This is a genomic window from Flavobacteriales bacterium (genome assembly GCA_026129465.1).
GTDB lineage: Bacteria > Bacteroidota > Bacteroidia > Flavobacteriales_F > PHOS-HE28 > PHOS-HE28.
Window position 1 is genome coordinate 2,106,596 of record JAHCIA010000001.1, and the last position, 12,764, is coordinate 2,119,359.

11 protein-coding genes are annotated in these 12,764 nt (G+C 63.5%); 6 read left to right on the forward strand and 5 right to left on the reverse strand.

Translation table 11 applies throughout. The features are described from left to right. The gene (locus KIT10_09090) at window positions 1–1,287 is read left to right on the forward strand and encodes a 3-deoxy-D-manno-octulosonic acid transferase (GenBank protein MCW5899408.1); all 1,287 of its coding nucleotides are present in this window, start codon (window positions 1–3) and stop codon (window positions 1,285–1,287) included. A 10-nt stretch (window positions 1,288–1,297) separates the two neighbouring features. On the opposite strand, the gene KIT10_09095 is transcribed toward KIT10_09090, so the two are convergent. Continuing rightward, the gene (locus KIT10_09095; GenBank protein MCW5899409.1) at window positions 1,298–2,860 is read right to left on the reverse strand and encodes a hypothetical protein; all 1,563 of its coding nucleotides are present in this window, start codon (window positions 2,858–2,860) and stop codon (window positions 1,298–1,300) included. A gap of 70 nt (window positions 2,861–2,930) precedes the next feature. After that, window positions 2,931–3,296 carry a nucleotide pyrophosphohydrolase gene (locus KIT10_09100; GenBank protein ID MCW5899410.1) on the reverse strand — a complete coding sequence of 122 codons (366 nt, stop codon included), beginning with the start codon at window positions 3,294–3,296 and terminating at the stop codon, window positions 2,931–2,933. A gap of 45 nt (window positions 3,297–3,341) precedes the next feature. On the opposite strand from KIT10_09100, the gene KIT10_09105 reads away from it, so the two are divergent. The 4 genes from KIT10_09105 (at window position 3,342) to KIT10_09120 (ending at window position 9,425) form a co-directional block, all read left to right on the forward strand. Then, entirely contained in the window at window positions 3,342–3,698 is a 357-nt protein-coding gene (locus KIT10_09105) for a hypothetical protein (GenBank protein MCW5899411.1), read from the forward strand. 94 nt (window positions 3,699–3,792) lie between these two features. Beyond that, window positions 3,793–6,465 (forward strand): T9SS type A sorting domain-containing protein, encoded by a 2,673-nt coding sequence (locus tag KIT10_09110; protein ID MCW5899412.1) that lies wholly within the window; start codon window positions 3,793–3,795, stop codon window positions 6,463–6,465. Between the two features lie 93 nt (window positions 6,466–6,558). After that, window positions 6,559–6,945 carry a hypothetical protein gene (locus KIT10_09115; protein ID MCW5899413.1) on the forward strand — a complete coding sequence of 129 codons (387 nt, stop codon included), beginning with the start codon at window positions 6,559–6,561 and terminating at the stop codon, window positions 6,943–6,945. A 35-nt stretch (window positions 6,946–6,980) separates the two neighbouring features. Further along, window positions 6,981–9,425: a T9SS type A sorting domain-containing protein gene (locus KIT10_09120; GenBank protein ID MCW5899414.1), complete on the forward strand. Its 2,445-nt coding sequence runs from the start codon at window positions 6,981–6,983 to the stop codon at window positions 9,423–9,425. A gap of 10 nt (window positions 9,426–9,435) precedes the next feature. Here KIT10_09120 and dtd read toward each other — a convergent pair whose 3' ends face one another. From dtd to rsgA, 3 genes are read right to left on the reverse strand one after another with little or no spacing between them, the layout of a single operon-like run. Then, entirely contained in the window at window positions 9,436–9,888 is a 453-nt protein-coding gene (dtd, locus tag KIT10_09125; protein MCW5899415.1) for a D-tyrosyl-tRNA(Tyr) deacylase, read from the reverse strand. A 1-nt stretch (window position 9,889) separates the two neighbouring features. After that, window positions 9,890–10,720 (reverse strand): hypothetical protein, encoded by an 831-nt coding sequence (locus tag KIT10_09130; GenBank protein MCW5899416.1) that lies wholly within the window; start codon window positions 10,718–10,720, stop codon window positions 9,890–9,892. Window positions 10,721–10,734: 14 nt separating this feature from the next. After that, the gene (gene rsgA, locus KIT10_09135) at window positions 10,735–11,709 is read right to left on the reverse strand and encodes a ribosome small subunit-dependent GTPase A (protein ID MCW5899417.1); all 975 of its coding nucleotides are present in this window, start codon (window positions 11,707–11,709) and stop codon (window positions 10,735–10,737) included. 132 nt (window positions 11,710–11,841) lie between these two features. On the opposite strand from rsgA, the gene gldA reads away from it, so the two are divergent. Then, entirely contained in the window at window positions 11,842–12,759 is a 918-nt protein-coding gene (gene gldA / locus KIT10_09140) for a gliding motility-associated ABC transporter ATP-binding subunit GldA (GenBank protein ID MCW5899418.1), read from the forward strand. Window positions 12,760–12,764: the final 5 nt, after the last annotated feature.

The following is a 12,764-nucleotide window of genomic DNA, read 5'->3' on the forward strand; positions in this document are numbered from 1 at the left end:
ATGCCGCTGTTCATCGACTTCGGCACGCGGCTCTATCACGCGGGCATCCGGTTGGCGATGCCCTTTTCACCAAAAGCGGAACGGTGGGTCCATGGTCGCCGGGGCTTGTGGCATCGTTTGGAGGACCGGCGCGAGGAACTGGCAGGCTGCCTGTGGATGCACTGCGCGAGCACCGGCGAGTTCGAACAGGGGCGGCCCGTGCTGGAGGCCCTGATGGCGCAGCATCCGGAGATGCCCGTGCTGCTCACCTTCTTCAGCCCCAGCGGACTGGAAGCGCGACGCGCCCTGCGGCGGGAATACCCGGAACGAAAGGCGCCGTTGATGGTGGAATACCTTCCGCCGGATGGGCCGCACAATGCGCAGCGGCTGGTGGAACTGGTGCGGCCGCGCCTGGTGCTATGGGTGAAGTACGAGTTCTGGTACCACCACCTGCATGCCATCGCACAAGCCGGTGTGCCACTTCATCTGGTCTCGGCGATCTTCCGTCCCGGACAACCCTTCTTTCGCTGGTATGGTGCGGCGTGGCGGCGGATGCTACGGTGCTTCACGCACATCTTCACGCAGGACGAAGCCTCGGCGGAACTGCTACGCGCGATCGGGATCGAACAGGTGTCGGTGAGTGGCGACACGCGCTTCGACCGGGTGGCCACCATTGTGGACCACGCGGCGCCATTGCCCATCGCGGAAGCCTTCCGGGGGGATGGACCCGTGCTGATCTGCGGCAGCACCTGGCCCGCTGATGAGGCCCTGCTGGAAAAGGCGCTCGCCGGTCTGGACACCCACCCCAAATGCCTGGTGGTGCCGCATGAGCCCGTGGAGGCGCATCTGAAGGCCGCGGAGCAACGCTTCCCCCGGCCGCTGGCCCGCTGGAGCGAATTGGAGGGCGCCACGACGGCGAACATCGCGAACATGCTGGGACCCGAACGGGGCAGCACCCTGCTGGTGGACCGCATGGGGCTGTTGGCACGCCTCTACCGCCATGGCGATGTGGCTTACGTGGGCGGCGGTTTCGGCGAGGGTGTACACAGCCTGCTGGAACCCGCGGCCTGGGGCCTGCCGGTGCTCTTCGGGCCACGCCACATCAAGTTCGCCGAAGCACGCGGACTGATCGAAGCCGGTGGCGGTTTCGAGGTGCGCGATGCGGAAGGATTGGTCATCGTGTTGCGACACCTGATGCAGGATGCCCATGCACGGCGGAAGGCGGGAGACGCTGCGGCGGCTTATGTGCGCGAGCAGTGTGGCGCCACAAGCAAGGTGGTGGAGGCGCTTCAGGGGTTGGCTTCCTGAAGCGCCCCGGCTACTGCCCCAGTTCCAGCCGCAGCAATTGCGGGTTCTTGCCGTTCATGCGGATGGAACCCACGCCCACATGATCGTTCGGGGCCATCGGCCAGAACCGGTCGCCAAGCAGGTACTCGGTGCCTTCCTTCCCCTGCAGGATGGCCTTGCTCTTGAAGCCGCCCTGTTCGTTGAAGAGCACGTAGGTGGAGTAGGGCGACTTGGTGTCCGTGTGCAGCAGTTTGCGGTCGTCCTTCTTGCGCTTCTCCATCTGCTGGTCGTTGTCCAGCATGAAGAGCATGAACTTGCCTTCGTACACCAGGGCGATCGGTTCATGCACCATGCGGTCGGGGCTGTAGAAGAGCCTGCGGAACACCGTGCTCCACGCTTCCTTCCCATCCTTGTCCACGTTGGTGATCACGAGCGGGCCATGGATCCACCGCAGGCCGGACATGGCGGTCTTGGCGTCCACTTTGTCGGTCTCCAGGTGGTACTCGCGCAGCATGTAGAAACCACCATCGCCGCGTGGCAACACATCCACGATGCGCATACTGCCGTTGGTGTATGACGCATCGTCGGTCTCCATCTTGAAGACGCGCTGGTAGACCACCTGCATCTTGTCCGCGCCTGGGGGGAACATGCCCAGGAACTCCCCGATGATGCGCTCGCCCTTGGGGTTGAGACCGCCGAAAAGACCGGCACAGGCGATACGGCCATCGTCCAACGGACGCAGCACGGCGCTCTTCACATGGCGGTCCTTGTCCAGCCCGAATTCAACCTCCTCGATGTCCTCCTTGTCGGCGCGGAAGAGCTTCAATCGGAAGGTGGTGCTGTCCTTCTTGGGATCGGCGGGCGTGAAACGGTGGCGCTCCAGCAACCAGGCGGTACCGTCGTTGGTGGCCTGCATGCCCACCAGCGGCGCCTTGCCTTCGATCTCGGGCGTATGGTACCACAGCAGTTCCATGCCGGGTCCGACCATGGCGAAGGGCCGCATCAGGTCCCCATCGCCGGCCGTGATGCCCTGGCTGTAGATGACCATGTGTTTGCCGTCGGGTGAGAGGGAGGTCTCGAAACGATCGCGGTAGCCCTGGCCGGAAGAGACCTTGGCGCCACTGCCCCAGGTGCGCGTATCGAAGGCACAGAGTTTCTCGAACAGGCCGTGAGGCTTGGTGAGGTTGGGATCCACCCGCTGCCAGTACAGCTCCACCACGCCTTGCACCGTATCGCGCCGCATGGCGATCATCACCGGCTCACCGCCGAAGAGCGCGAGTTGCTCGAGAAAGAGTTCACCGGCTTTCACCTTCAGCACGGGATCCTGCCCCCGCAGCAGGGTGAGCTTGGTGCGGTCGTACAGTTCGAAGCGCGGCATCTGCTTCGAGTAGGATTGTACGGGATCACTGCTCTGCGTTGAACGCAGCACCATCACGGTGCGGCCCAAGGGGAAGACGTTCACCGGCGGCCGCTTGTCGGGACTTTCCGCCTCGGGCAGCAGGCGGATCTTCATCTTCAGCTTGTCCTCCTGGGCATGCGCCGTGGAGACATGCAACATCAATAGGCAGCAGGGGATCGCGTGGAATGGCTTCATGGATCGGATGGTGAGGCGCGGCGCCGCGCAAGATAGATGCCATCCATCTGGTGGCCGCCGGTGGCGGCTCCTACCGCAACTTGGGGTTGTCCCGGTGCCGGTGGGCGTCTCGCTCGGACTTCTCCTTCATCCGCACTTCCCAGGCCGCCTGGAGGTCGGTGCCGGTCTGGTTGGCCAGGCACAGCACCACGAAGAGCACGTCGGCCAGTTCCTGCCCCAGATCTTTCGCTTTGTCGCTCTCCTTTTCGCTCTGCTCCCCGTAGCGGCGGGCCATGATGCGGGCCACCTCCCCCACCTCCTCGGTCAGCATGGCCATGTTGGTGAGGGGGTCGAAGTAGCGCACACCGACACTCCGGACCCATGCGTCCACCTCATGCCGCAATGTGGAAATTGGGCTTGGCTCCTTAGGCCACCCGGGGCTATCTTGCTCGTCCATAGGGCAAAGGTTATGCACACCCCCTTGTTGTTGAGGTTGGCCATCATGGTGGGATCCACTTTGCTCCTGGGCATGTGGCCTACTGATGCCTTGGCGCAGGAAGCCGCTCCCCGGCACTGGATCCAAGCGGTGGTGGAGGGTTCCATGGACGGCCATGTGGCCCGGCAGGCCGGGATCGCCCTCCGGGTGCGGAAGGATGTGCTGGAGGCCCGCTTCGACCCCATTTCGAGGAACATGCTGCTGACCGTGCTGGGCAGTAGTGATCTGGACAAGGCGAAGATCGATGACCTGCTCGCCCCCCTGGACCTGTTCGTGCGCTGCCTGCAGCGCAAGGTCGTGGACGACACGCCGGTCCAACTCCTGGATCCCGGCACCTGCCAGGATGCCACGATGAACAAGTGAGCGCCCTGCGATCATGTCTTCCACCCCTCAACGGAACACGGAGATGGACCAGCCAGCCTGGACCGTGAGGTGTGCCTACTTCGGCATCTTGGGAATGATCACGCTGCTCCTGCTCGCCGGGCAGGCACAGGCACAGACAGGCCTCTGCTGCCAGGCCGGAGGCAATGGCACGCCGGGCTGCAACAACGCCGCTTGCCAGGCCGCCGTGTGCGCACTTGACCCCTTCTGCTGCAATGTCACCTGGGACGGTTTGTGCTCCACAGCCGCGATCAACAACGCCAATGGTGGCGGTGCTTGCGCCGGGGTGACGAGTTGCCCTGGCGGCGGCGGCGGTGGCCCGGTGAACAACCTCTGCGGCAACGCCACGGTGATCTTCACCGGCACCACGCCTTTCAGCACCATCGGGGCAACAGGTACCGATATCTCCACTTGCGGCGCCAATGATGCCAATGACGTCTGGTACCAGTGGACGGCCACCTGCACCGGCACGGCCACAGCCAGCACCTGCAACAATGCCACTTTCGATACGGTGTTGAGTGCCTGGAGCGCGTGTGGTGGCGCCCAACTGGCGTGCAATGATGATGCGGCAGGCTGCGGCCTCACCAGCACGATCACTTGGGCGGTCACCACCGGGGTCACCTACTGGATCCGCGTATCAGGCTACAACCTGGCCGTGGGTACAGGTAGTCTCACCATTTCCTGCTCGTCCTCACCACCTCCCGCGAACGCTTGCTGCTCGCCCAACGGCACACCGGGCTGCGACAACGCGGCCTGCCAAGCGGCCATCTGTGCGCTTGATTTCTTCTGCTGTGCTTTTCTCTGGGATGCCCTGTGTTCCGGTGCTGCCATCACCAACGCCAATGCGGGCGGTGTTTGCGCCGGCGTGAGCAACTGCCCGGGTACGCCTCCAACACCCAACACCTGCTGCACGGCCAATTCCACCCCCGGTTGCGAGAGCGCCGCCTGCCAGGTGGCCATCTGCTCGGCGGACCCCTTCTGCTGCAACAATGTCTGGGACGCGATCTGCGCCGCTGCGGCCGTGGCCAACGCCAATGCCAGCGGACCCTGCGCCGGCGTGAGCAATTGCCCGGGCACGCCAGGAGGTGGTGGCGGGTGCGCACCCGCCGTAGCCGGTGGTGCCCTGCCCGGTTCGGGCTCCATCCTCATTCAACAGAACCTCACCCCCACGCAGCTGATCCAGGACGTGTTCCTGGGCGAATGTCTCACCGCCAGCAATGTGCAGTTCACCGGCTCCACCGCCGCCATCGGCACCTTCACCAATGGCTGGCGCATCGGCATCAACAGTGGCATCGTGCTCACCACAGGCAATGCGGCACTGGCCGCAGGACCGAATTGGGCCGATGGTACAGGCCAGGACAATCTCCAACCGGGCTACAATTTGCTCACGGCCCTCGCTGGCATCCAGACCTACGATGCCGCGGTCTTCCAATTCACCTTCGTGCCACAGACCAATCAGGTCACATTCAAATACGTGTTCGGCTCGGATGAGTATCCGGAGTATGTCTGCTCCAATTTCAATGACGTTTTCGGCTTCTTCGTCACCGGACCGGGCTATGCGCCCAACACCAACATCGCCACCATTCCCGGCTCCGCGCTGCCGGTGGCCATCAACACCGTCAACCCAGGGGTTTCCGGCATTTTCGGGTTCCCCGGGGGATGCGCGTCCCTGGCATATTCCAGCATGTATGTCAACAATCCGCTCTTCAGTCCCCACAACGAGTATGATGGCTTCACCGTGCCGCTGACCGCCTGCATCAACACGGTGCCCTGCGAGACCTACACCATCATCATCGCCGTGGCCGACGCCTTCGATGGTGTACTGGACTCGGCGGTGTTCCTCGAGGCCGAAAGCTTCTCCGCCGGGGTGGACCTGCAGATCGACGCCACCGCCGATCAGGTGACGGTGAGTGACGAGGACAATTGCGTGGACTATGGCTATTTCATCTTCACCCTTGACCAGCCCTTGGGCCAGGATGTGACCCTCAACTACACCATCGACCAGATCGGTGATGCCGTGTACGATCCTCCCATTCCGTTGCAGGTGACCTTCCCCGCCGGGCAGACCACGGTGATCATCTCCGTGAACGCCATCCCAGCCTCCCTGGGTCCTGATGTCAGTTCCGTCACCATCAACCTGGACACCTCGCAGAACCCGCTGCTGGGCTGCAGTTGCACCAGCGAATACGTCTCCACCACGCTCTACTTCTGCGATAACAGCATTCTGCCCGTGACCTGGTTGGGCTTCGAGGCGAGCAACATCCATGAAGAGCGCGAGGTGCTCTGTGCCTGGAACACCGCCACGGAACTGAACAGCGACCACTTCACCGTGCAGCGCTCTGCGGACATGGTAAGCTGGATCGATATCGGCACCGTGCCCGGTGCGGGCACCACGGCCATGGCGCAGAGCTACGAGTTCGTGGACCGCGCGCCCTTGAGTGGCGTTTCGTACTACCGCATCCGCCAGACCGACCATGACGGCACCAGTGCGCACTCGGAAGTGCGCTCGGTGAGCCGTGGCGCCACCACCCGGCTGGGGGTATACCCCAATCCAGGCGCGGGCCTGTTCCAACTCAGCGGGCATGAAGGCGGTGTCCTCACGGTATTCGACCCCCGCGGCCGGCGCATCCCCTTCACGCTGGGGCAGGCCGGGGAACTGGGCCTGCATGGCGTGGCGGCGGGGGTGTATCTGCTGGAGTTGCGCCGTGGCGGCGACCCGCCCGAGCGGTTGCGTTTGGTGGTGCGCTGAGGTGGGCGATAACCGATCGATCCGGCCGGCAGGGTTTGGCGCATAGCGAACTCCGGGCTAAATTGTCCCACGTCCTTCAGCTTCTTTTTCCACATGGTATTGTCACTACGCCCCCTGTTGCTCCCCATCGTGTTGCTTGCCGCCTTCTTCCATGTCTCCCAGACGTTGAAGGCGCAGAAGCATACACCCCCCAACCAGATCAAAGCGGTGGTGGAGGGTTTGCAGGATGCCTTGCAGGCACGCCGGGCCGGTGAAGCGTTGCGCACACGAAAGGATGTCCTGAAGGTGTGGATCGACCCCGGCAACCGGAACATGTTGCTTCATGTGCTGCCCGAAAGCGATCTGGACAAGTCCGCCATCGATGCTTTGCTAGCGGACCTGGGCTTGACCGTGCGATGCATGCAACGGCGCGATGAAGTGGACAAGGAACTCCAGTGGCTGGACCCAGGCACCTGCCAGGACGCCACGCCCAACAAATGAACCCGCCCTTGCACCGGAACCATACCCCGTGAACGATGAACCGGCTGCTGCTCAAGGCCTTGTGCTGCCTCGCATTGCAGACCAGCACTGATTTGTTGGCCCAATGTGCCAACAACAACACACCGATCGCTGGACCCGCCATCACGCCCAATTGCCCCGGCACCACCGTAGTGCCTTGTGTGATGGGCGGGCAATACGCGTTGGTGAACGTGGTGGCCGGAAACACATACACCTTCAGTACCTGTGGAGCGCCATTCGACACGCAGATCACCCTTTACGACAATGCTGGAGGGGGTTCGCTGGGCTACAATGATGACAACTGGGCTTGTGGCATCTTCAGTCTGCAATCGTCCCTGACGTGGAACGCGAACTTTACCGGGCAGCTCCGTGTGCTCGTCGACCTTTACAACTGCGCCAGCAACGCCGTATGCGCACCGTTGACGATCGTATGCGTCGCACCTTTGACCAACAACACCTGCGCCACCGCCATCATCATCGGCGAGGGAACCACGGGCTTCAGTTCAGTGGGAGCCACTGGCACAGACGTTACGAACTGCGGCTTCTTGGACAACAATGACGTCTGGTTCCAGTACGTCGCCACCTGCTCTGGTATCGCCACGGCGACCACCTGCGGAAGCGCCAACTTCGATACGGTGCTGAGCGCTTGGAGCACCTGCCCTGGTGCGGGTGGCGCCGAAGTGTCCTGCAACGATGATGCGCCGGGTTGTGGCCTCACCAGCACCATCACCTTCCCCGTGACGGAAGGGAACTCCTACTGGATCCGAGTATCGGGTTATTGGAACGCGACGGGGACAGGCAACCTGACGATCAGTTGCCAATCCTTGAACACAGGATGTGCGCCGGGGGTGGCCGGTGGTCAACTGCCCGGCTCGGGTTCGATCCAGATCCAGCAGAACCTCACCCCCACGCAGCTGGTGCAGGATGTTTTCCTGGGTGAATGTCTCACCGCCAGCAATGTGGCGTTCACGGGCACCACGGCGGCGGTGGGTACCTTCACCAACGGCTGGCGCATCGGCATCGAGTCCGGCATCGTGCTTACCACGGGCAATGCCAACTCGGCTGTGGGGCCCAACTCATTGACCAGCACCACCACCGCAAATGGGCAGCCTGACTATCCCTTGCTGACCACCTTGGCGGGCGCCCCAACCTATGATGCCACCGTGCTTCGGTTCGATTTCGTACCCCAGACCAATTCCGTGACCTTCAAGTACGCGTTCGCCTCGGAGGAGTATCCAGAATGGGTCTGCGCCACCTACAATGACGTCTTCGGCTTCTTCGTCTCAGGTCCGGGCTATGCGCCCAATACCAACATCGCCACGGTGCCGGGCACGTTCTATCCGGTGGCCATCGACCATGTGAACAACAACGGCGGCTGCGCGCCCTTCTTCCCGGCCTACTACCAGGCCAATCCCGCCAATGCGCCGCACAACGAGTATGATGGCTTCACCGTGCCGCTGACCGCCTGCATCAATACGGTGCCCTGCGAGACCTACACCATCATCATCGCCGTGGCCGATGCTGGGGACGCATTGTTCGATTCCGCGGTGTTCCTCGAAGCCGAAAGCTTCTCCGCCGGGGTGGACCTGCAGATCGACGCCACCGCCGACCAGGTGACCGTGAGCGATGAGGACAACTGTGTGGACTACGGCTACTTCATCTTCTCCATCGACCAGCCCTTGGGCCAGGACGTGACCCTCACCTACACCATCACCCAGATCGGCAGCGCGGTATACGACCCGCCCATTCCGCTCCAAGTGACCTTCCCCGCCGGGCAGACCACGGTGATCATCTCCGTGAACGCCATCCCGGCCTCGCTGGGTCCTGACGTGAGCTCCGTCACCATCGACCTGGACACTTCGCAGAACCCCTTGCTCGGCTGCAGTTGCACCAGCGAATTCGTGAGCACCACGCTCTACTTCTGCGACAACAGCATCCTGCCGGTGACCTGGCTGGGTTTCGACGCGCGTAACATCAACGAAGAGCGTGAGGTGCTCTGTGCCTGGAACACCGCCACGGAACTGAACAGCGACCACTTCACCGTGCAGCGCTCTGCGGACATGGTGCACTGGATCGATATCGGCACCGTGCCCGGCGCTGGCACCACGGCCATGGCGCAGACCTACGAGTTCGTGGACCGCGCGCCCCTGAGTGGCATTTCCTACTACCGGATCCGGCAGACCGACCACGATGGCACCAGTGGTCATTCGGAAGTGCGCTCGGTGAGCCGGGGCGGTCCAACGCGATTCGCGGTGTATCCCAACCCGGGCGCGGACCTGTTCCAACTCAGCGGACATGAAGGCGGCGTCCTCAAGGTGTTCGATCCCAGTGGCCGGCGCGTCCCCTTCACGCTGGGCCAGGCCGGGGAACTGGGCCTGCATGGTGTGGCCGCGGGTGTCTACCTGCTGGAGTTGCGGCGCGGCCAAGCGGAACCCGAACGGCTGCGCCTGGTGGTGCGCTGATGTGCGCACATCACAGGTCCTGCCGACTGTCGATCACGATCGTCACCGGGCCATCGTTCACCAGCGAGACATGCATGTGCGCGCCGAACTCACCGGTGCGTACCGGGCGGCCAGCCAATTCGGTGAGTCGTTGCTTGGCGCGCAGGTACAGGGGTATCGCCTCATCGGGCCGGGCGGCGCGGATGTAGCTGGGCCGGTTGCCCTTGCGCGTGTCGGCATGCAGCGTGAACTGGCTCACCAGGAGGATCTCGCCCTGCATCTGCGTGATGTCGAGGTTCATCACACCGTCGGCATCGGGGAAGATTCGCATGCGCACCAGCTTGCCACAGAGCCATTCAAGGTCCTGCTCGGTATCCCCGGTCTCGATGCCGAGCAGCACGAGAATTCCTGGACCGATGCGCGCGTGTTCCGATCCACCGATGTGCACGGCGGCCTCGCCCACCCGTTGCAGCACCGCCCGCATGTCAGTAGCTGTTCTCCTCGATCCAGCGCATGACCTTGTCGTGCCGCTCCGCATCGCTCCCCTTGCCGCGCACCACATCGCGATAGGCGCCATACATCGGATTGGGCAGCAGCACGAAGAAGCGGTGCAGGCTGTCTGCCAGTTGGTCCACCGTCCGGCGGCCATGGTCCACGCCGCGGTCGGCGAAACGCTCATCGAAATCGGTGAGTTGATCGCCCACGAGCAGCACCACATCATGCGTGGCCGCCACGGTCGCGCGGCGCGCGGTCTTGTCACCTGATCCCGACATCAGCAGCAGGTGCGCGTCGTCCGCATCGGGGAATCCAAGGTCGGCGAGGTTCCGCAAGGTCGATCGGCGTTCACTCGTGTCGCGGTTGGTGATGTAGAACACTTCGCAGCGTGCAGCGGCGGCATTCCGAAGGAAGTCGACCGCTCCGGGCGATGCCTTGGCGATGCCCCTGTCCGTCCAGTCCTTCCAATCCTGCTTGTTGAAGGTGCGGCCGCGCCTGATCGCCGTGATCTGGTAGGGGCTGTTGTCCAGCACCGTTTCGTCGATGTCCACGATCACCGCCATCGGGCGGCGCGGGGCATCGTCCGCGTAGCTGTTGTTCAAAGCGGCGATGTTGCCTACGAGCTTGATCAACGCGTGCTCGTATGCCTGCTGGTAGATCCAATACACCTCGGCGCTCGCGTTCTGCCAGAGCACCGCATCGATACCATGTGCGGCCAGGCGCGCCTGAGGGTCGTTGGAGCTGCCGGCCGTGGGTCTCGTGGTGGAACAGGCCGTGAAGAGGGCGGCCAGGGCGGCGAGGATCAGGGGGTGTGGTCGCATGTTCATTCCGTTGATCATTCCAGCCGGTAGGGGCCATCGTCATCGACACCCTCCAGCATGTCCAAATAACTGATGTAGCGGCTTGCGGCGATGGTGCCTTGCTCGACCGCGGCGCGCACCGCACAACCGGGCTCATCCTTGTGCAGACAATCGTTGAAGCGGCATTGTCCCTTCAACTTGAACATCTCCGGGAACTGGTCGCCGATGTGCGCCTTGTCCAGGTCCACCAGGCCGAAACCCTTGATGCCGGGTGTGTCGATCAACAGGGTGGGGGGGTGGCCCTGTGCGCCCGGACGGTCCTCGATCTTCAACTCGAACATCTCGGCGTACGTGGTGGTGTGCTGTCCCTTTTCGCTGGACCGGCTGATCTCGGTGGTGTGGAGGTCCAGCGCGGGATCGATGGCGTTGATGAGCGTGCTTTTGCCGACCCCGCTGTGCCCGGCCACCAGCGTGACCTTCCCCAGCAGCAAGGCCTTCACTTCCTCCACGCCGGTGCCTTGCGCCGCGGAAGTGATCCGTGTGCGGTAGCCCGCTCCCTCATACACCTCCTGGTATTCCGCCAGCAGGTCCAGTTCCGCTTCCTGCTGCAGGTCGTCCACCTTGTTGAAGACGATCACCACGGGGATCTGGTAGGTCTCGGCAGTGACCAGGAAGCGGTCGATGAAGCCATACGAGGTGCGCGGCCTGGCCACGGTCACCATCAGCAGGGCCTGGTCCAGATTGGCGGCGATCACGTGCTTGTGGTGGCTCAGGTTCACACTGCGACGCACCAGGTAGTTGCGGCGGTCGTGCAGGTCGGTGATGGCCCCGGGCTGCTCCGCGTCCACCTGATGCTCGAAGTCCACCCGGTCGCCCACGGCCAGCGGGTTGGTGCTTTTCCAGCCCTTGATCCGCAAGGCCCCTTTGGCCACACAATCGTGCAGCGATCCGTCGTCGCCGCGCACGAGATAGCGGCTGCCGGTGCTGCGCATCACTAGGCCGGTGGGCATGGAGGCAAAGTAAGGGGTGGCAGGGTGGTCGGATGTTGAAGAAGTTGAGGGGTTGAAGGTCGAGTGACGTGGACCAACCTTCAACCGGCATAGGACCGTGCGGTGGCCCGACCTCCAACTACCTTCGCCACCATGTCCATCAGTGTCAGCCACATCACCAAGCGTTACGGCGCCCAAAAAGCGCTGGACGACGTCTCCTTCGAGATCGGCGCCGGCGAAGTGGTCGGCTTCCTCGGGCCCAATGGCGCGGGGAAGAGCACGATGATGAAGATCCTCACCTGCTTCCTGCCACCTACCAACGGTGTGGCCACGGTCTGCGGTCACGACATCCGCACGCACAGCATGGAGGTGCGGCGCCAGGTGGGCTACCTGCCGGAACACAACCCGCTCTACCTGGACCTGTATGTGCACGAGTACCTGCGCTTCGTGGCGGGCATCCACGGCCTGCGCGACCGGGCCGAACGTGTGAAGCGCATGGTTGACATGGTGGGGCTCGGGCGCGAGCAGCACAAGCGCATCGGTCAACTGAGCAAGGGCTACCGCCAGCGCGTGGGCCTGGCGCAGGCCATGATCCATGACCCGCAGGTGCTCATACTCGACGAGCCCACCAGCGGCCTTGACCCCAACCAACTCGCGGAGGTCCGCACCTTGATCCGTGACATCGGCCGCGAGCGCACCGTGATGCTCAGCACGCACATCATGCAGGAAGTGGAGGCCATCTGCGGCCGGGTCATCATCATCGACCGCGGGCGCGTGGTGGCGGATGAACAGGCCAGCACCCTGCGCGGCGGTCATGTGCAGCGGGCCGCGCTGGAAGTGGAATTCGATGGCGAGGTGCACGCCAACGACCTGCGTTCCATCGCCGGCGTGCTTCAGGCGCAGCGTGGAGAAGGCGCCGCCTGGCTCCTGGCCCACGACGCCGCGCAGGACATCCGCCCGGCGGTGTTCCAATTCGCGGTGGACCGCGGCCGCAAGGTGCTGGGCATGCGCAAGGCCGAACGCGGCCTCGAAGAGGTCTTCAAGGAGCTCACCGCCAGGGGCCGCTCCTGACCGGC